At 68.4% G+C, this 19,803-nt stretch carries 17 protein-coding genes; 11 read left to right on the forward strand and 6 right to left on the reverse strand.

The window, feature by feature from the left end:
• Window positions 1-9: 9 nt before the first annotated feature.
• A complete protein-coding gene (locus G6N25_RS17760; RefSeq protein WP_083072036.1) occupies window positions 10-546 on the reverse strand; it encodes a cysteine hydrolase family protein in 537 nt (178 codons plus the stop codon).
• A 58-nt stretch (window positions 547-604) separates the two neighbouring features.
• On the opposite strand from G6N25_RS17760, the gene G6N25_RS17765 reads away from it, so the two are divergent.
• Complete coding sequence (locus tag G6N25_RS17765) at window positions 605-2,659, forward strand: NAD(+) synthase (protein ID WP_083072037.1); 2,055 nt, start codon at window positions 605-607, stop codon at window positions 2,657-2,659.
• Window positions 2,660-2,672: 13 nt separating this feature from the next.
• On the opposite strand, the gene G6N25_RS17770 is transcribed toward G6N25_RS17765, so the two are convergent.
• Both G6N25_RS17770 and G6N25_RS17775 read right to left on the reverse strand, forming a co-directional pair.
• Entirely contained in the window at window positions 2,673-3,092 is a 420-nt protein-coding gene (locus G6N25_RS17770) for a methyltransferase family protein (protein WP_372506715.1), read from the reverse strand.
• Between the two features lie 243 nt (window positions 3,093-3,335).
• On the reverse strand, window positions 3,336-4,208 hold the full coding sequence (locus tag G6N25_RS17775; protein WP_083072038.1) for a ribokinase: 873 nt from the start codon (window positions 4,206-4,208) through the stop codon (window positions 3,336-3,338).
• A gap of 103 nt (window positions 4,209-4,311) precedes the next feature.
• On the opposite strand from G6N25_RS17775, the gene G6N25_RS17780 reads away from it, so the two are divergent.
• From G6N25_RS17780 to G6N25_RS17825, 10 genes are all read left to right on the forward strand, one after another.
• A complete protein-coding gene (locus G6N25_RS17780) occupies window positions 4,312-6,507 on the forward strand; it encodes an adenylate/guanylate cyclase domain-containing protein (RefSeq protein WP_083072039.1) in 2,196 nt (731 codons plus the stop codon).
• Window positions 6,507-7,907 (forward strand): mechanosensitive ion channel domain-containing protein, encoded by a 1,401-nt coding sequence (locus G6N25_RS17785; protein ID WP_083072040.1) that lies wholly within the window; start codon window positions 6,507-6,509, stop codon window positions 7,905-7,907. Before G6N25_RS17780 ends, G6N25_RS17785 begins: the two co-directional genes overlap by 1 nt.
• 123 nt (window positions 7,908-8,030) lie before the next feature.
• Entirely contained in the window at window positions 8,031-9,275 is a 1,245-nt protein-coding gene (locus G6N25_RS17790) for a glutamate-5-semialdehyde dehydrogenase (protein ID WP_083072041.1), read from the forward strand.
• Window positions 9,272-10,147, forward strand: coding sequence for an AAA family ATPase (locus G6N25_RS17795; RefSeq protein WP_083072042.1), 876 nt, complete (start codon window positions 9,272-9,274; stop codon window positions 10,145-10,147). Before G6N25_RS17790 ends, G6N25_RS17795 begins: the two co-directional genes overlap by 4 nt.
• Complete coding sequence (locus G6N25_RS17800) at window positions 10,147-11,589, forward strand: vWA domain-containing protein (RefSeq protein ID WP_083072043.1); 1,443 nt, start codon at window positions 10,147-10,149, stop codon at window positions 11,587-11,589. The genes G6N25_RS17795 and G6N25_RS17800 overlap by 1 nt, the downstream gene beginning before the upstream one ends.
• A 200-nt stretch (window positions 11,590-11,789) precedes the next feature.
• Window positions 11,790-12,449: a nicotinate-nucleotide adenylyltransferase gene (gene nadD, locus G6N25_RS17805; protein ID WP_083072044.1), complete on the forward strand. Its 660-nt coding sequence runs from the start codon at window positions 11,790-11,792 to the stop codon at window positions 12,447-12,449.
• Entirely contained in the window at window positions 12,446-12,835 is a 390-nt protein-coding gene (rsfS, locus tag G6N25_RS17810) for a ribosome silencing factor (RefSeq protein ID WP_083072045.1), read from the forward strand. Before nadD ends, rsfS begins: the two co-directional genes overlap by 4 nt.
• A gap of 7 nt (window positions 12,836-12,842) precedes the next feature.
• Entirely contained in the window at window positions 12,843-13,517 is a 675-nt protein-coding gene (gene gpgP / locus G6N25_RS17815) for a glucosyl-3-phosphoglycerate phosphatase (protein WP_083072046.1), read from the forward strand.
• Window positions 13,507-14,256 carry a diglucosylglycerate octanoyltransferase gene (octT, locus tag G6N25_RS17820; RefSeq protein ID WP_083072047.1) on the forward strand — a complete coding sequence of 250 codons (750 nt, stop codon included), beginning with the start codon at window positions 13,507-13,509 and terminating at the stop codon, window positions 14,254-14,256. Before gpgP ends, octT begins: the two co-directional genes overlap by 11 nt.
• On the forward strand, window positions 14,253-15,083 hold the full coding sequence (locus G6N25_RS17825; protein WP_083072048.1) for a DegV family protein: 831 nt from the start codon (window positions 14,253-14,255) through the stop codon (window positions 15,081-15,083). The genes octT and G6N25_RS17825 overlap by 4 nt, the downstream gene beginning before the upstream one ends.
• 52 nt (window positions 15,084-15,135) lie before the next feature.
• Here G6N25_RS17825 and G6N25_RS17830 read toward each other — a convergent pair whose 3' ends face one another.
• The 3 genes from G6N25_RS17830 to G6N25_RS17840 form a co-directional block, all read right to left on the reverse strand.
• Window positions 15,136-18,054 (reverse strand): MMPL/RND family transporter, encoded by a 2,919-nt coding sequence (locus G6N25_RS17830; protein ID WP_083072049.1) that lies wholly within the window; start codon window positions 18,052-18,054, stop codon window positions 15,136-15,138.
• Window positions 18,051-18,479, reverse strand: a complete 429-nt coding sequence (locus G6N25_RS17835) for an MmpS family transport accessory protein (protein ID WP_083072122.1) — start codon at window positions 18,477-18,479, stop codon at window positions 18,051-18,053. Before G6N25_RS17835 ends, G6N25_RS17830 begins: the two co-directional genes overlap by 4 nt.
• 163 nt (window positions 18,480-18,642) lie before the next feature.
• Window positions 18,643-19,713 (reverse strand): NAD(P)H-dependent amine dehydrogenase family protein, encoded by a 1,071-nt coding sequence (locus tag G6N25_RS17840; RefSeq protein ID WP_083072050.1) that lies wholly within the window; start codon window positions 19,711-19,713, stop codon window positions 18,643-18,645.
• Window positions 19,714-19,803 lie beyond the last annotated feature (90 nt).

Below are 19,803 nucleotides of genomic sequence, written 5' to 3' on the forward strand. Positions count from 1 at the left end.
CGCCAGGGTTCAGCCGAGGCAGTCGGCCGCCGTCGTGAGTTCGGCGGACATGTTCTTCTCCATCATCTTCAGCGCCGCCGCACCCAGCTCGGGGTCGATGTGGGCGACCGCGTCGGTCGGAATCACGACGCGGAAGTGGCGCACATAGGCGTCGAGCGCCGTGTAGAGGATGCACTGCTCGGTGACCTGGCCGGTCACGATCAGCCGCGTGGTGCCCAGACGGCCGAGCAGGTACGCCAGCGCCGTCGAATAGAATGCGCTGTGCCGGACCTTTGTCAGCGCGCGGCAATCCCCCGGCGGCAGGATCGGCGTCACCAGATCGGGCCGCGCCCCCTCGCGCGCGGCGCGGACGATGTCGGAAAACTGGGCGGTGAAATCGCCGTAGTTGTCGTTGACGTACACCAGGTCGACGCCGTCGGATTCGCGCGCGCGCCGGACCAGATCGGCCAGCGGATCGACGATCGCGCCGACATTGGGCATCAGTCGTTCCGCATCGGGATGGCGGTAGCTGTTCATCATGTCGACCACCACGACAGCGTCACTCATGCCGAGGTGATACCCGGCGACCCTGCCTTGACACCCGCCAGGCGACAATGGAAGGGCGATGAACGTTCACAAGGACTTCTACAACAGCTACGGGCAGGGTTTCGTCCGCGTCGCCGCATGCACGCACCACACCACGATCGGCGATCCGGCGGCTAACGCTGAGTCGGTTCTGCGGCTGGCCCGCGAGTGCCACGACGACGGCGTCGCGGTGGCCGTCTTCCCCGAGCTGACGCTGTCCGGCTACTCCATCGAGGACATCGTCCTGCAGGACCTGTTGCTCGACGACGTCGAAGCCGCCCTCGCCGGAATCGTGGCATCGTCAGCGACATTGTTGCCGGTGTTGGTCGTCGGCGCGCCGCTGCGCCACCGGCACCGCGTCTACAACACCGCGGTGGTCATCCATCGCGGGGCGGTGCTCGGTGTGGCGCCCAAGTCGTACCTGCCCACCTACCGCGAGTTCTACGAGCGCCGCCAGATCGCGCCCGGCGACGACGAGCGCGGCACGATCCGGATCCGCGATATAGAGGCCCCGTTCGGCCCCGACCTGTTGTTCGCCGCGTCCGACCTGCCCGACTTCGTGCTGCACGTCGAGATCTGCGAGGACATGTTCGTGCCGATCCCGCCCAGCGCGGAGGCGGCGCTGGCCGGCGCGACGGTGCTGGCGAACCTGTCCGGCAGCCCGATCACCATCGGCCGCGCCGAGGATCGTTGCCTGCTGGCCCGCTCGGCGTCCTCGCGGTGCCTGGCGGCCTACGTCTACGCCGCGGCGGGGGAGGGCGAATCGACGACCGACCTGGCCTGGGATGGCCAGACCATGGTGTGGGAGAACGGCGTGCTGCTCGCCTCATCTGAGCGCTTTCCGAAGGGGGAGCGGCGCAGCGTCGCCGACGTCGACATCGAGCTGCTCCGGTCGGAACGGCTGCGGATGGGGACCTTCGACGACAACCGGCGCCACCACCGCGCGTCGGCGGAGTCGTTCCGGCGCATCGAGTTCCGGCTCGACCCGCCCGGCGGCGACATCGGGCTGCGCCGCGAGATCGAGCGGTTTCCGTTCGTGCCGGCCGATCCGCAACGGCTGCAACAGGATTGCTACGAGGCGTACAACATCCAAGTTGCCGGGCTCGAGCAGCGGTTGCGCGCGCTGAATTACCCCAAGGTCGTCATCGGGATTTCCGGCGGGCTGGACTCCACGCACGCGCTGATCGTGGCCGCCCGCGCGATGGACCGCGAAGACCGGCCCCGCGGCGACATCCTGGCGTTCACGCTGCCCGGCTTCGCCACCGGGGACCGCACCAAGCGCAACGCCGTGGAGCTGTGCCGCGCGCTCGGTGTCACCTTCGCCGAGATCGACATCCGCGAGACCGCGCAGCTGATGCTCAAGGAGATCGACCACCCGTTCGGGCGCGGCGAGAAGGTGTACGACGTCACGTTCGAGAACGTTCAGGCCGGCCTGCGCACGGACTATCTCTTCCGGCTGGCCAATCAGCGCGGCGGCATCGTGCTGGGCACCGGTGACCTCTCCGAGCTGGGGCTGGGTTGGTCGACATACGGTGTCGGCGACCAGATGTCGCACTACAACGTCAACGCCGGCGTGCCCAAGACGCTGATCCAGCATCTGATCCGCTGGGTCATTTCGTCCGGTCAATTCGAATCGGACGTGTGCGAGGTGCTGCGGTCGGTGCTCGACACCGAGATCACCCCGGAGCTCATTCCCAGCGGCGAGGAGGAAGAGCTGCAGAGCAGCGAGGCGAAGATCGGGCCGTTTGCCCTGCAGGACTTTTCGCTGTTTCACGTGCTGCGCTACGGATTCCGCCCGTCGAAGGTCGCGTTCTTGGCGTGGCACGCGTGGAGCGATCCCAGGCAGGGCAACTGGCCGCCCGGATTCCCCGAGGACAAGCGACCGTCGTACTCGCTGAAGGAGATTCGGCATTGGCTGCAGGTGTTCGTGCAGCGCTTCTACTCGTTCAGCCAGTTCAAGCGCTCGGCGCTGCCCAACGGCCCCAAGGTGTCGCACGGCGGCGCGCTGTCGCCGCGCGGCGATTGGCGCGCCCCGTCGGACATGTCGGCGCGCATCTGGCTCGACGAGATCGAACGCGAGGTCCCCGAAGACTAGCCGGCGAGTCGCGTTAGCGAATCAGGCCGACGCCGGGGACGAACCGGCCCACGCTGGCGGTGTAGGCGCGATAGGCGTCGCCGTGTGTCCGCGACAGGTACGGCTCCTCGACGCGGCGGACCTGGAGATGGATGGTGGCGACCAGCAGGATAAAGCCGATGAAGGCAACCGGATTCGGCGTCACCAGGGCTATCCCGATGCCAAAGGTCAACATGGCGGTGTAGATGGGGTTGCGGATCCGGCCGAACACGCCGGTGCGCACCAGCGTGGTGGTCTCCCTTTCGTCCACCCCGATTCGCCAGGAATCGCCCATCTCGAGTTGCGCGTAGACCGTCGCCGCGATGCCGGCCGTTGCGACCACGATGCCGACGGCCTGGGCCCACGCCGCGCCGAGCACGCAGACGGGCCCGATGATCCCGGCCTCTTGCAGGATCGGGGCGCTCACCGCCACCAGGAGCGCGACCACAAAGCCCACCCCGGCGACGCGTTCCACCGGGCCGCCGGCGCCGACGCCGCGAAGGCCGGCGGAGCCGGTGCGCCGATACTGGAGCCAACTGCGCCAGCCGAATCCGAGCACGCCGAACACCGCGAAGAGCACGAGGGCCATGTCGGCGGCGGCCGTCGGTGCCACTCGGCGGCCTCCTTCCTCGCGGCGCGTTCGGACCGTGCTATTTCATCAGGTTCGCAGCGCCGCGTCGATGGCGTCCGCATCCGGTGCGCAGTCACCGGCGCCGGGCACCAGCGTGGACAGGGTCGCCGCGGCGCAGGCCCGCTGCAACGCGGCCAGCCGCTCGGCCCGCGAACCGGGGTTGCCTGGCCAGTTCGCGGCCAGCACCCCGGCGAAGACGTCGCCGGCGCCGGTGGTGTCCACCGCTTTGACCGCCGGGGCGGGCACCCAGAACTCGTCGTCGGGGCTGACGCAGCGGGCGCCGCGCGCACCCAGGGTGGTCACCAAGTGGGTTGGCCGCCAAGGCCATTCGGCGATCTCGGCTTCGTTTGCGATCACCACGTCCGCGACGGACGCCAGTTCGGCCAAGGAGCTTCGGTCCGAGCCGGCCGGTGACGCGTTGACGATGACGACCGCCCCGGCGGAACCGGCTTCGCGCGCGGCCGCCACCGCCGTCGGCACCGGAATCTCCAACTGGGTCAACAGCACATCGCAGCCGGCAACGACCTCGCGAACATTGCCGGCGGCCAGCGTCAGCTGCCCGTTGGCGCCGGGCGCCACCACGATGGTGTTCTCGCCGCCGGCATCGACCACGATGACCGCGGTGCCGCTCGGCCCGGCCAGCGCGACCGTCCCGTCCAGCCCAACGTGGTTGGTCTGCAGGTGGGCCCGCAACCGGTCGGCGGCGGGATCGTCGCCGACCGCGCCGACGAATTGCACCCGCGCGCCCCCGCGCGCCGCCGCCACGGCCTGATTGCCGCCCTTGCCGCCGGGCGCGGAGGTCAACGACGACGCCAGCACCGTCTCGCCCGAGCGTGGAAGGGAGCTGACGTTGAACGTCAGATCCATGTTCACGCTGCCGACCACGCAGACCCTGGCCATGACGCCGAGGGTAGTCGGGTTCGCTTTGCGACAAATGCGATTTATCGTGATGTTCGCGCGTTAGTCTGCTGCGTGATCGGTGCGTCGAGAGAAAGGAACGCGGTTGACGGCTGTCGAAGCAACGGACCCGGTACCGGACACCGAGACCGCGCCGGCCTCCAAGGCCCGCAGGCGCATGCGGCGGCCGCTGCCGTGGAACCGCTTCCGGTTCGGCATCCAGTCCAAGATCCTGGTGGCAATGCTGCTTTCGAGCATCCTGGGCGTGGCGGTGATCGGTCTCATCGGGGCTTTATCCGGCCGCAGCGCGCTGCAGCAGGTCGAGTCCGAGCGGTTGATCGAGTTGCGCGAGTCGCAGCGGCAGCAGGTGCAGGCGATGTTCCGGGAGGTGACGAATTCGCTGATCGTCTACAGCGGCGGATTCAGCGTCGTCGAGGCTACGGCGGCGCTCACCGCGGGCTTCAACCAATTGGCCAACGCGACGATCAGCGCCGCCCAACAGCAGGCGCTTGTCAACTACTACGACACCCAGATGATCAAACCGATCAAACAGATGACCGGTGACGCGATCGACATCAACGCCGTCTTGCCGAGTTCCAACGCGCAGAAGTACCTTCAGGCGTACTACACGGCGTCGCCCAGGTCGGGCACCGACTCGCTGCCCGTCGAGGAGGCCGACGATGGTAGCGCGTGGTCGGCGGCCAACGCGCGCTTCGATTTCTATATGCGCAGCATCGTCACCCGATTCGACTATCGGGACGCCCTGCTGCTCGACATGCAGGGCAACGTCGTTTACTCCGTGATGAAGGGCCCCGACCTGGGGACCAACATCTTCACCGGTCCGTATCGGGAATCGAAGCTGCGGGACGCGTACCAAAAAGCGCTGCGCTCCAACGACGTAGAGTTCGTCTGGATCACCGACTTTCAGCCGTACCAGCCGCAGCTCGACGCCCCCACGGCGTGGGTGGTGTCGCCCGTCGGCATGAACGGCAAGATCGACGGTGTCATGGCCTTGCCGCTGCCGATCGTGAAGATCAACAGGATCATGACCGCCAACAAACAGTGGGAAGCCGCCGGCATGGGCACGTCCACCGAGACGTATCTGGCGGGCGCCGACGATTTGATGCGTTCCGATTCACGGCTTTTCGTGGAGGACCCGAAGGAATACCGGCGCGAGGCCATCAACGCCGGCACTCCACCCGACGTCGTGGAGAAGGCGATCCGGTTGGGTGGCACGACGCTGGTGCAGCCGGTCGCGACCGCGGGCCTGCGCGCCGCCCAGCGCGGGGAGACCGGGGTCGTCGGCGCCACCGACTACACCGGCCATCGGGAATTGGAAGCCTACGCCCCGTTGGACATTCCCAACTCCGACCTGCACTGGTCGATTCTGGCGACGCGGGACGACTCCGATGCTTTTGCGCGGCTGGGCAGGTTCAGTAAGACGCTCGTCATCGCGGTCACGGCGATGGTCTTCGCCATCTGCGTGGCCTCGATGATCATCGCTCAGGCCGCGATGCGGCCGGTCCGACGCCTTGAGGAGGGCACCCGCAAGATCAGCTCCGGCGACTACGACATCAACATTCCGGTGCTGACGCGCGATGAAATAGGGGATCTCACCGCGGCTTTCAACGAGATGAGCCGGAATCTCGCGATCAAGGAAGAGCTGCTCAACGAGCAGCGCAGCGAGAACAATCGGCTGCTGCTGGCGCTGATGCCCGAGCCCATCGTCCGGCGGTACCGCGAGGGTGAGGCGACCATCGCGCAGAAACACCAGGACGTCACCATCATCTTCGCCGACATCGTCGGTCTCGACGAGATTTCCAACGATCTTCCGGGCGATGAATTGGTCGGCATAGTCGACGAATTATTCCGGCAGTTTGATTCGGCGGCCGAAACCCTTGGCGTCGAACGGATTCGCACGTTCCATAACGGCTACCTGGCCAGTTGCGGGGTCATCACTCCGCGATTGGACAGCATTCACCGAAGCGTCGAGTTCGCCCTCGAAATGCGTCGCATCATCGACCGGTTCAACAGCGAGACCGGTCACGAGCTGGGCCTCCGGGTCGGCATCAACACCGGCAACGTCATCAGTGGGCTGGTGGGCAGGTCGAGCCTCGTCTACGACATGTGGGGCGGCGCGGTGAGCCTGGCCTACCAAATGCACAGCGGCGCACCGCAGCCCGGCATCTATGTCAGCTCTCAGGTGTACGAAGCGATGCGCGACGCGCGGCAGTTCACATCCGCCGGCACGATTTCGGTCGGCGGAACCGATCAGACGATCTACCGATTGTCGGAGCGATGATGAACGCCTGGCATGCCTCGTGGTTCTACTGGGCGATCGGTATCGCGGTCGGATTTCCGGTCGGGCTGATCCTTCTCACCGAGGTGCACCACGCGCTCGTCCGCAGGAACAGCCGCCTGGCCCGCCACGTGGGCCTGCTGCGCAACTATCTGCTGCCGCTCGGCGCGCTGCTGCTCCTCGTCAAGGCCTCCCAGATCCCGGCCGGCGACGTCCCGGTGCGGCTGCTGACCACGGTGTTCGGCTTCCTGGTGCTGGTGCTGTTGTTGTCGGGGCTCAATGCCACCATGTTCGAAGCCGCGCCCGAGGACAGCTGGCGCAAGCGACTGCCCGTCATTTTTCTCGACGTCGGCCGCTTCACGCTGATCGGCGTCGGCCTGGCTCTGATCCTGTCCTATATCTGGGGCGTCCGGGTCGGAGGCCTGTTCACCGCGCTGGGCGTCACGTCCGTCGTCATCGGCCTGATGCTGCAGAACTCCGTCGGTCAGATCGTGTCGGGGTTGTTCATGCTGTTCGAACAGCCGTTCCGGCTCAACGACTGGCTCGATACACCCACCGGGCGCGGACGCGTCGTCGAGGTGAACTGGCGGGCCGTGCACATCGACACCGGCAGCGGAACACGCATCACGCCGAACTCGGTGCTGGCCACCACGTCGTTCACCAACCTCAGCCGCCCGGCGGGCGCGCACAAATTGGCGCTGACGACCACGTTTGCGGCCGCCGACCCGCCCGACCGGGTCTGCGCGATGCTGTCGCGCGTCGCCTGCGCGCTGCCGCAGCTCAAGGCGGACAGCGCGCCGCGCTCGGTACCCGTCGGCGGCGCCGAGTACCGGACCACCATCGGGCTGGACTCACCCGCCGACGACGGCGCCGCGCGCGCGACGTTTCTGCGCTGGATCTGGTACGCGGCCCGGCGGGAAGGGCTGCACCTCGACGACAGCGACGACGACTACTCGAGCGCCGAGCGTGTGGAGAAGGCGGTGCGCACCGTGGTGGCCCCGGCGTTGCGGCTCAACGCCGACGAACAGCGGTCGCTGCACGCCTGTGCCAGGCTCGTCCGCTACGGCGCCGACGAAATCGTGGAGTACGCCGGTCAGGTGCCTTCGGGGATGACGTTCCTGGTCGCCGGGCGTGTCCAGATGACCACGACCGCCGACGACGGGTCGGTCGTGGCGATCAGCACCCTGGTCGAGGGCTCGTTCCTCGGGCTCACCGCCCTGACCCGGCAACCGAACCTGGCGAGCGCGTACGCGCTCGAGGAAGTCACCGCGCTGGAAATCGATCGCGAACACCTCGAGCATCTCGTGATGCGAGAACCGGTGCTGCTACAGAACTTTGGCCACATCCTCGAGGAGCGGCGAAGAAAGGTGCGGGACGCCCGCCGCGGCGAGCGGGTGGCGTGAGGCGCCGGCGCCGTGGCGATCGCAAGCCCGGCGTAGCCGGGTGCTGGGGGTCGCCACCATCGGATCGGGCGCCCGGTGTGGGGCAGCCTGACCCGGCCGGCCCAAGACCGATACCCTGGTTCAATGAGTGTGCAAGCTCCATCGCGTCCTGACCTGCGCGGCGAGGTCCATAACGCCGCGCGCCGAGCCCGGGTCGCCAGCCGCGCGCTGGCGTTGTTGCCGACGGCCGCCAAGGACGCGGCGCTGCAGTCCGCGGCAGACGCGATAGGCGCCCACACCGACCGGATCCTGGCGGCCAACGCCGAAGACCTTGCGGCCGCCCGGGCCGCCGGCACGCCGGCGGCGATGCTCGACCGGTTGGCCCTGGACTCCACGCGCGTCGACGGGATCGCCGCCGGTCTGCGGCAGGTCGCCGGGCTGCCCGACCCGGTCGGCGAGGTGCTGCGCGGCTACACCCTGCCCAACGGGTTGCACCTGCGCCAGCAGCGGGTTCCGCTCGGCGTGGTCGGCATGATCTACGAGGGCCGGCCCAACGTCACCGTTGACGCCTTCGGTTTGGCGCTCAAGTCGGGCAATGCCGTGCTGCTGCGCGGAAGTTCGTCGGCGGCACAGTCCAACCGGGCGCTCGTCGACGTGTTGCGCGCGTCGCTGGTCGGCGAGGACCTGCCCGCCGACGCCGTTCAACTGCTGTCGTCGAACGATCGCGCCACGGTCACCCACCTGATCCAGGCCCGCGGCCTGGTCGACGTGGTGATCCCCCGCGGCGGAGCGAGCCTGATCGACGCGGTGGTGCGCGACGCGCAGGTGCCCACCATCGAGACCGGCGTCGGCAACTGTCACGTCTACGTGCACGAGGGCGCCGACCTCGACGTGGCGGAACGGATCCTGCTCAACTCCAAGACCCGTCGGCCCAGCGTCTGCAACGCCGCCGAGACGCTGCTGGTCGACGCCGCCATCTCCGGGGAGGCCGTGCCCAGGCTGGTGGGCGCCCTGCAAGACGCCGGGGTCACGGTGCATCTCGACGCGGGAGAGGACGACTTGCGCCGCGAATACCTGTCGATGGACATCGCGGTGGCGGTGGTCGACGGCGTCGACGCCGCGATCGCCCACATCAACGAGTACGGCACCGGACACACCGAGGCCATCGTCACCACGAATATGGCTGCGGCGCAACGATTCAGCGACGGGGTCGATGCCGCCGCGGTGATGATCAACGCGTCGACGGCGTTCACCGACGGTGAGCAGTTCGGCTTCGGCGCCGAGATCGGCATCTCGACGCAGAAGCTGCATGCGCGCGGACCGATGGGGTTGCCGGAATTGACCTCGACCAAGTGGATCGCGTGGGGAGACGGGCAGATCCGATTGTGAGCGTGCCCGCCCGGCCCACGCACCTGTTCGCCGACATCGACGACGTCTCGCGGCGGTTGACCGAAACCGGCTATCTGCCCGACACCGCCACCGCCACGGCGGTGTTCCTGGCCGATCGGCTCGGCAAGCCGCTGCTGGTGGAGGGCCCGGCCGGCGTCGGCAAGACCGAACTGGCCCGCGCCGTCGCGCAGGCCACCGGCTCGGGCCTGGTCCGGCTGCAGTGCTACGAGGGGGTCGACGAGGCGCGCGCGCTCTACGAGTGGAACCACGCCAAGCAGATCCTGCGGATCCAGGCCGGTTCGGGGGACTGGGACGCCACCAAGATGGACGTGTTCAGCGAGGAGTTCCTGCTGTCCCGCCCGCTGCTGACCGCCATCCGGCGCACCGAGCCGACGGTGCTGCTGATCGACGAGACCGACAAGGCCGACATCGAAATCGAGGGCCTGCTGCTGGAGGTGCTGTCCGACTTCGCGGTGACCGTCCCGGAACTCGGCACGCTCACCGCCGAGCGCGCGCCGTTCGTGGTGCTGACCTCCAACGCCACCCGCGAACTGTCCGAGGCGCTCAAGCGTCGCTGCCTGTTCCTGCACATCGACTTCCCCAGCCCCGACCTGGAACGGCGCATCCTGCTGTCCCGGGTGCCCGAGCTCCCCGCGCACCTGGCCGAGGAATTGGTGCGCATCATCGGCGTGCTGCGCGGGATGCAACTCAAGAAGGTGCCGTCGGTCGCCGAGACGATCGACTGGGGTCGCACGCTGCTCGCGCTGGGCCTGGACACCATCGACGACGCGGTCGTCGCGCAGACGCTCGGCGTGGTCCTCAAGCACCAATCCGACCAGCAACGCGCCGCCGGGGAGCTGAGGCTGAACTGATGGCCGCCCGCCGCGTCCGGCCCTCCCGCCCGCTGGCCCCGCACGGGCTGCCGGGCCACCTGGTGGGGTTCGTGGAAGCGCTTCGCGGGCACGGCATTTCCGTCGGCCCGTCGGAGACGGTGGACGCCGGCCGGGTGATGGCCACCCTCGGCCTGGGCGATCGCGAGGTGCTGCGCGAGGGCATCGCCTGCGCGGTGCTGCGCCGGCCCGATCACCGGGAGACCTACGACGCCATGTTCGACCTGTGGTTCCCGGCGGCGCTGGGCGCGCGGGCGGTCGTCTCGGACGACGAGGCCGCCCCCGGTGACGACTCGTTGCCGGCCGACGACGTCGAGGCGATGCGCCAGCTGCTGCTGGACCTGCTCACCGAGAACCCCGACCTGGCCGACATGGACGAGCGCCTGGTCGCGATGATCGCGCGGATCGTGGAGGCCTACGGCAAGTACAGCTCCAGCCGCGGCCCGTCGTTTTCGTCGTATCAGGCGCTCAAGGCGATGGCGCTGGACGAGCTGGAGGGCAAGCTGTTGGCGGGGCTGCTCGCCCCGTACGGCGACGAGCCCACGCCCACCCAGGAGCAGATCGCCAAAGCGCTCGCGGCGCAGCGGATCACGCAGCTGCGCAAGATGGTCGATGCCGAGACCAAGCGGCGCACCGCCGAGCAGCTCGGCCGCGACCACGTCCAGATGTACGGCATCCCACAGCTTTCCGAGAACGTCGAGTTTCTGCGGGCCTCCGGCGAGCAACTGCGCCAGATGCAACGGGTGGTGGCGCCGCTGGCCCGCAGCCTGGCGACCCGGCTCGCGGCCCGGCGGCGACGCTCCCGCGCCGGGGCGATCGATCTGCGCAAGACGCTGCGCAAGTCGATGTCCACCGGCGGGGTGCCGATCGACCTGGTGCTGGCCAAACCGCGTCCCGCGCGCCCGGAGCTGGTGGTGCTGTGCGACGTATCCGGTTCGGTGGCCGGGTTCAGCCACTTCACCCTGTTGCTGGTACACGCCCTGCGACAACAGTTTTCGCGCGTCCGGGTGTTCGCCTTCATCGACACGACCGACGAGGTGACCCATATGTTCGGGCCCGAGGCCGACCTGGCCGTGGCGATCCAGCGGATCACCCGGGAGGCCGGGGTGTACAGCCGCGACGGGCATTCCGACTACGGCAACGCGTTCGCCTCGTTCGCGCAGGCGTTTCCCAACGTGCTGTCGCCACGCGCGTCGCTGCTGGTGCTCGGGGACGGCCGCACCAACTACCGCAATCCGGAGACCGAGCTGCTGGCCCACATGGTGACCGCGAGCCGGCACGCGCACTGGCTCAATCCCGAACCCAAGCATTTGTGGGGCAGCGGCGACTCGGCGGTGCCGCGCTACCAAGGGGTGATCACCATGCACGAATGCCGGTCCGCCAAGCAGTTGGCCGCGGTGATCGACCAGCTGCTGCCGGTGTGAGCCCCGCCCCGCCCCGCCCCGCCGAGCGTGCGTGTCTGTGCAGCGACACGCCGCGTGGGCTGTACATCTGCGCACGCTCGCGCGGACGCGGGGCACGCTCGCGCGGGCGAGGGGCACGCTCGCGGTGGCGCGGGGCACGCTCGCGCGAGCGCGGGCCGAGCAACCGGCCCTGATCGGGGGCTCAAGTAAGCTGGCACATCGTGCAAAAGCAGCTTCGCAGGTTGGGAGTGATGGGCGGGACGTTCGATCCCATCCATTACGGCCACCTGGTTGCCGCCAGCGAGGTCGCCCACCTGTTCGACCTCGACGAAGTGGTGTTCGTGCCCAGCGGCCAGCCCTGGCAAAAGAGCCGACACGTCTCCGCCGCCGAGGACCGCTATCTGATGACGGTGATCGCCACCGCGTCCAACCCCCGCTTCTCGGTGAGCCGGGTCGACATCGACCGCGCCGGGCCCACCTACACCAGGGACACGCTGCGGGACCTGCACGCCCTCAACCCCGACTCCGAGCTGTACTTCATCACCGGCGCCGACGCGCTGGCTTCCATCCTGTCCTGGCAAGGCTGGGAAGAGCTGTTCGCCCTGGCGCGCTTCATCGGCGTCAGCCGTCCCGGCTACGAGTTGCGGCGCGAGCACATCACCGGCGTCCTGGGCGAGCTGGCCGACGACGCGTTGACGTTGGTCGAAGTCCCGGCGCTGGCGATCTCGTCGACCGACTGCCGGCGGCGCGCCGAGCAGCGCCGGCCGCTGTGGTACCTGATGCCCGACGGTGTCGTGCAGTACGTCTCCAAGCGCCGGCTCTACCGCCGGGAGGCCGCCAGCCCGGCCACGTCCACCCTGGCCTCCGGGAACAACGCGTGACCGCCACCCGGGAGGCGATCGACATGGCGACCGTGGCCGCCGGCGCGGCCGCCGCCAAGCTGGCCAACGACGTCGTGGTCATCGACGTCTCGGGCCAGCTGGTCATCACCGACTGCTTCGTCATCGCCTCGGCGTCCAACGAGCGGCAGGTCAACGCCATCGTCGACGAGGTGGAAGAGAAGATGCGCAAGGCCGGCTACCGGCCCGCCCGCCGCGAAGGTGCCCGCGAAGGGCGATGGACGCTGCTGGACTACCGCGACATCGTCGTACACATCCAGCATCAGGACGACCGCAACTTCTACGCCCTGGACCGGCTGTGGGGCGACTGCCCGGTGGTGCCGGTGGATTTGGGCGAGAACTCCGGCGACTCGGCGAGCGCGCAATGAGGACGCAATGAGAATCAGACGCCTGGTGATGCTGCGGCACGGGCAGACCGATTTCAATCTCGGCAGCCGGATGCAGGGCCAGCTGGACACCGGGCTCAGCGAACTGGGCCGCGCGCAGGCCGTCGCCGCCGCCGAGGTGCTCGGCAAGCTGCAGCCGCTGCGGATCGTTTCGTCGGACCTGCGGCGCGCCTATGACACGGCGATCAGGTTGGGGGAGCGGACCGGGCTCGAGGTGTGGGTCGACGACCGGTTGCGGGAGACCCATCTCGGCGACTGGCAGGGCCTGACCCACGCCCAGATCGACGCCGAGGCGCCGGGCGCCCGGCTGGCCTGGCGCGAGGACGCGGCGTGGGCACCCCATGGCGGGGAAAGCAGGGTCGACGTCGCCGCACGCAGCCTGCCGTTGGTTGCCGAGCTGGTGTCCGGCGATCCCGAATGGGGCGACCCGAACCAGCCGGATCGGCCGGTGGTGCTGGTGGCCCACGGCGGCCTGATCGCCGCGCTATCGGCTGCGCTGCTGAAGCTTCCGATCGCCAACTGGCCGATCCTGGGCGGCATGGGCAATGCGAGTTGGGCCCAGCTGTCCGGGCACTCGGACGGCTCCGGCGCCGATTTTGACGGCATCCGTTGGCGCCTCGATGTGTGGAACGCCTCGGCGCAGGTGTCCAACGATGTCCTCTGAGCCGCGGCCCAGGCCCACCCTGCTGGTGTTCGCCGACTCGTTGGCCTACTACGGGCCTACCGGGGGGCTGCCCGCCGACGATCCGCGCATCTGGCCCAATATCGTTGCGTCGCAGTTGGGTTGGGATGTGGAACTGATCGGGCGCATCGGCTGGACCTGCCGGGACGTCTGGTGGGCGGCCACCCAGGACCCGCGCGCCTGGGCGGCCCTGCCCAGGGCGGGCGCGGTGATCTTCGCGACCGGCGGCATGGATTCGCTGCCGTCGGTGTTGCCGACCGCGTTGCGCGAGCTGATCCGCTACGTCCGGCCGCCGTGGCTGCGGCGCTGGGCCCGCGACGGCTACGCCTGGCTGCAGCCCAGGCTCTCGCCGGTCGCCAGGCCCGCGCTGCCGCCGCACTTGAGCGCCGAATACCTCGAACAGACGCGTGGCGCAATCGATTTCAACCGCCCCGGCATTCCGATCGTGGCGTCGCTGCCGTCGGTGCACGTCGCGCCGACATACGGCAAGGCTCACCATGGCCGCCGGGGGACCGCGGCCGCGATCACGGAGTGGGCGCACCAACACGATGTTCCCCTGGTGGACCTCAAAGCCGCTGTGGCCGAACATGTTATGAGCGGGCGTGGCAACCCGGACGGGATTCACTGGAATTTCGAAGCACACCAGGCGGTTGCGGAGCTGATGCTCAAGGCGCTGGCTCAGGCGCGCGTGCCCGGCGAGAAACCGGAGCGGCGCTCGTGACTGTCGTGGTGGTCACCGACGCGTCCTCGCGCCTGCCGGCCGACCTGCTCGAAAAGTGGGCGATACGCGTGGTTCCGCTGCACATCCTGCTCGACGGCGTCGACCTGCGCGACGGCGTGGACGACATCCCCGAAGACGTCTTCAAGCTCCACGCCACCACGGCCGCGGCCACCCCGGCCGAGCTGGCCAACGCCTACCAGCAGGCGTTGGCCGACAGCGGCGGGGATGGCGTGGTGGCGGTGCACATTTCGTCGGCGTTGTCGGGAACCTGCGGCGCCGCCGAACGGACCGCGGCCGACCTCGATCCGAAGGTGCGGGTCGTCGACTCGAGGTCGGCCGCGATGGGCACCGGCTTCGTCGCGCTGGCCGCCGCGCGGGCGGCGGCCGCGGGCGCCGGCCTGGACGCCGTCGCGGGCGCCGCGAGCGCGGCCGTGTCGCGCGGCCGGGCGTTCGTGGTGGTGCACCGGCTGGACAACCTGCGCCGCAGCGGGCGCATCGGCGGGGCCCAGGCGTGGCTGGGCACCGCGCTGGCGCTCAAGCCGCTGTTGCGCATCGACGACGGCAAACTTGTTCTGGCCCAACGGGTGCGCACGGTCAGCCACGCGACGGCGGCCATGATCGACCGGGTCTGCGAGGTCGCCGGCGAAAGGCCCGCCGCCCTGGCGGTGCACCACGTCGCCAATCCGGACGGCGCCCACGAGGTGGCCGCCGCGCTGGCACGGCGCCTGCCGGCGTGTGAGCCGGCGATCGTCACGCCGTTGGGGCCGGTGCTCGCCCTGCACGTCGGCGCGGGCGCCGTCGCGGTCTGCCTGGAGCTACCGGATTAGTGGCGATCACAAGCGCGGCGTAGCCGGGGGCAGTGGGTCGCCACCATCGGGGCTAGGCGCTGACCGCCCGCCGGGCGTTGTCGCCGCGCGGGTGGACGACTTGCGGCCACCAGAACCAGCGCCCGAGCAGGGTCGCGATCGACGGCATCAGCAGCGTGCGCACGATCAGCGTGTCGAGCAGCAGACCGATACAGACCGTCGACCCGAACTGGCCGAGCACGCGCAAGTCGCTGCCGAGCATGGACGCCATGGTGAAGGCGAACACCAGGCCCGCGGCCGTCACCACCCCGCCCGTGCCGGCCATCGACCGGATGATCCCCGTCTTGAGCCCGGCGTGGATCTCTTCCTTGAACCGGGAGACCAGCAGCAGGTTGTAGTCAGAGCCGACGGCCAACAGGATGATCACGGACAGCGCCGCGACGATCCAGTGGATCTTGATGCCGAACAGATCCTGCCAAATGAGCACGGACAGCCCGAACGACGCGGCGATGGAGCTGGCCGCGGTGCCGACGATCACCAGCGCCGCCACCGCGCTCCGGGTCAGCAGCAGCATGATCATGAAGATCAGCGTCAGCGCCGAGACCACCGCGATCATGAGGTCGTATTTCTCGCCGTCGGCCATGTCCTTGAAGGTCGCGGCGGTGCCGCCGAGATACACCTTGGCGTCCGAGAGGGAGGATTGCTTCAGCCCCTCCTGCGCCGCGGTTCGCTCCGAATCGACGCGCGAGATCCCTTCCGGCGTCATCGGATCGCCCTGGTGGGTGATGAAGAAGCGCGCCGACTTGCCGTCCGGCGACAAGAACATGCGAAGCCCCGTCTGAAAGTCCGGGTTGTCGAAGGCCTCCGGCGGCAGGTAGAAGAAGTCGTCGTTCTTGGAGGTGTCGAAGCTTTGCCCCATGACGATCGCGGTGTTGCTCATGGCCTCCATCTGGTCGATCATCGCCCTGAACGTCTGGTAGAGCGTCAGCGTGATCCCTTTGGTGGTCTTCAGCGTCGCAATCAGCGTGGGAAACAGCGCGTTCAGGTCGTGTGTGGCGTTGGCGGTGTGCTGGATATCGGTTGTGAGGTAGTGGAACTGCTCGGCGAGCTGGTCGAACCCGTCGAACGTGTCGAAGAGGGACCGCAACCCGACGCACACGGGAATGTCGTAGCAGTGCCTCTCCCAATACAAGTAGCTGCGTAGCGGCCGGAAGGTGTCGTCGAAATCCGCGATGTGGTCGCGCAGGGTGTCGGTGATTTGCGACGTTACCGCCGTGGTCCGTGCGCTGTCGTCGGCGGCATTGGCGAGGTCTAGCGACACCTCGTACTGGCGCTGCGTGGTATCGATCTGGGCCTGCAGCTCGTCGGCCATCCTGAGGATGTCGGCCATGCGGTCCTTGAGAAAGGCCATGTTCTGCATGGTCGTTTGGCTTTGCATGCTGTTCTGGAACGGAATCGAGCTGTGCTGTATCGGAATGCCCAGCGGCCTGGTGATGTCCTGGATCATCGCGATGCCGACCGTGCGCATGACGTTCTTGGCGACCCTGTCCAGGACCAGCATGTCCGCGGGATTCCGCATGTCGTGGTCGGCCTCGATCATCAACATGTCCGGGTTCATCCGGGCCTGCGAGAAGTGCCGGTCCGCGGCCGCTTGCCCGACGTTGGACGGGGCCGAGGTCGGCAGGTAGTAGCGGTCGTTGTAGCTCGTCTTGAAGCCGGGCAGGGCGACCATGCCGACCAGGACGATCGCGCCGCTGACGGCCAGAATCGGTGCGGGCCAACGCACGACCGCGGTGCCCATCCGCCGCCACAGCCGCCCCTGCCTGGCCGCCCGTTTGGACTCGAACAGATGGAAGCGGCTGCCCGCGACGACGACCGCGGGACCTAGCGTGAGGCCGGCCAGCACCACGACGAGCATGCCGATCGCCACGGGTGCGCCCATGGTGTTGAACCAGGGCAGCCGGGCAAAGCTCAGGCAGTAGGTCGCCCCGGCGATGGTCAGGCCCGACCCCAGGACGACGGGAGCCACCCCGCGAAACGTGGTGTAGTAGGCGGTTATTCGGTCCTCGCCGGCCCGCAGCGCCTCTTGATAGCGGCCGATGAGGAAGATCCCGTAGTCCGTCCCCGCCGCGATCGCCAGCATGGTGAGGATGTTGGCGGCGAATGTGGTGAGCCCAAAGACGTTGTGGTATCCGAGAACCGCCACGACCCCCCGCGAGGATGCCAGCGCGATCCCGGTCATGAACAGCTGGACCAGTGTGGTGACGATGGAGCGGTACACCAGCAGCAACATGATCGCGATGGCGCCCAGGGTGAACAGCGTGATCTTGGCCAGGCTGGCGTTACCGATGATGTGCATGTCATCGGAGAGCGCGGCGGGACCGGTGACGTAGGCCTTGACGCCGGGTGGCGGCTGGTTTCGCTCGATCACCGTGCGGACGGCGTCGACGGAATCGTTGGCCAGCGTGGTGCCCTGGTTGCCGGCGAGGTTCAGCATGACGTAGGCGCCCTTGGCGTCGGCGCTCTGCGCCCCCGCGGCCGTCAGCCGGTCGCCCCAGAAGTCCTGGATGTGCTGGATGTGCGTGGAGTCCTGCCGCAGTTGGCGAATCAGGTTGTCGTAGTAGCGGTGCGCGTCGTCGCCGAGGGGTTGCTGACCCTCCAGCACGATCATGACCGTGCTGTTGGAGTCGAATTCGCGGAAGTTGTGACCCAGGCGCATCATCGCCTTCATGGACGGCGCGTCCAGGGGCGTCATCGGCGCCGAGTGTTGCTCGCTGACGACCTCCAGCCGGGGAACGATGACGTTCACCAGGACGGTGAAGAACACCCAGGCCAAGATGATCGGCACCGCGAACCAGCGGATCATGTGCGGGATGAGCGGCCAGTGGCCGCGCTCGGGGCGCCCCGACTCCTGGACCTTGATCGGCCCCGTGGCCTCGGAGTCGTCGGCGCCTTTGATGCCGGAGTGGCTCGTGCTGTTCAGGTCGCTCATGCGGACTTCACCAGGCAGAAGGTCTGGGCGTTGTGGCCGTCGGCGTTTTGTTGTTCGCGGACCACACCGTCCACGGTGATTTTGCAGCTGATCTGGTTGCCGTCGCCTTGCGCCATGATGTTGGCGCTCACGGCCGGCAGCGTCGTCGAGATCGTGGTCGACCACGGCAGCGGCACCGCATTGACCTGATGCGTGTTGGCGTTCTCGTCCCAGTAGTTGATGTTCGCGGTGGTCCCGGGTGGGCCGGACACCTCGTAGACGACCACCTTCGGGTTGAACTGGACGATCTCGATCCCGGCCCCGGCGTTCGCGTTGAGGTCCTGTGACCCGAAGACCTTGTGGAGCCGCGACACGATCAATCCGGAGACCGCGAGAACGACCACCAGCACCAGCGGTATCCACGCTCGCTTGACGGCCCGGGTTATGGCGCCGGTACGTGGTCTAGCCCTCACCTGACCGCCTTCCGCTCGCCGCTGTCCCGGTCGACAACGCCGGCTGTCGACGGAACCTTTGCTCGGCTAAGCATCCTAAACCTTAGTGCACGGAAGCGTTCCTCGGGGCCCCTTCGGTGTGGGCAACGACATAGGCCTATCGCGGATCCATCGCGCCGATCCGGCCGGTGACCGGCGGCAAATCGGCGAGCGTCACGATGCCCGGTCTGGCGGCCACCACCGCCGGGACGGCGTTGGTCACCGGCATCGCGGTGTAGATCATGCCCAGGCCCATGAAGCCGGGCTCGGTCCAGTCCTTCGGCGGCAGGCAGTGCAGCACCGTGCGCATGTTGGGCAGCCCGAACACCTGGATGACGTGACCGTGCTCGAGCGGTTTGGGCGGGACCACGTGGCTGCCCATGGTCCAGTTGAATCCGACACTGACGACGTTGCGGTCGCCGACCCAGCCGCGGTGATAGCCGTAGACGCTGCCGACCGTTCCCGCCGGGATCTTCATGAAGCCCAGGTCGGAGTCGGCGGTGGCCGCGGTGAAGGTGACGTCGAAGGTCATCCTGTCCAGCTTGGCGCCGATCGCGTCGGCCATCATCGCCGCCGACTCCGCGAACACCTCGCTTTCCCGGCGCACGCTCTCGGCGAGCCCCGGCGTGTCGGGGTCCTGTGAGAACCCCATCGCCGTCTGGGTTTCCGCCGACTCGTACGTCGAGCAGTCCACCGACTCGGTGATCCGGATCTCGTCGACGCGCTCGCAGGAGCCGGACAGCGCCATGCCGACCATGTTCGTCATCCCGGGATGCGCGCCGCTGCCGAAGATCGTCGAGTTGCCGCGCGCACAGGCGTCCTCGATGCGCTTCCGGTCCTGCGGCGTCTGCTTGCCGCCGGTGATCCAGGCCGCGCTGGAGCACACGTTGACGCCCGATTCCAGCAGCCGCACGAGTTCGTCGACGTTGGGCCACAACGGGTTGTAGCAACACGCGTCGGCGCCCAGCGCGAGCAGCGCGTCGATGTCGTTGGTCGCCCGCACCCCCGTCGGCTCCGGCCGGCCGGCCAGCTCGGCGGCGTCGACGCCCACCTTGTCGGCCCCGTGCGCGTACACCCCGACCAGTTCCATGTCGGGCCGGCCGATGATGGCGTGCAGCGAACGCCGCCCTATGTTGCCGGTCGTCCACTGGATCACCCGCAGCGGGCGGTCGGTGCTGGCTGTGCTCATCGGGGTCTCCTTTGCGGCGGGTGCGATTGGACCCATTATGTTCAACCCGGCCCACGCGCACGCGAGCCGGGCGCCCCAATGGCCGACCCG

It is taken from the genome of Mycobacterium heidelbergense (genome assembly GCF_010730745.1).
In the GTDB taxonomy this organism is placed as follows: Bacteria; Actinomycetota; Actinomycetes; order Mycobacteriales; family Mycobacteriaceae; genus Mycobacterium; species Mycobacterium heidelbergense.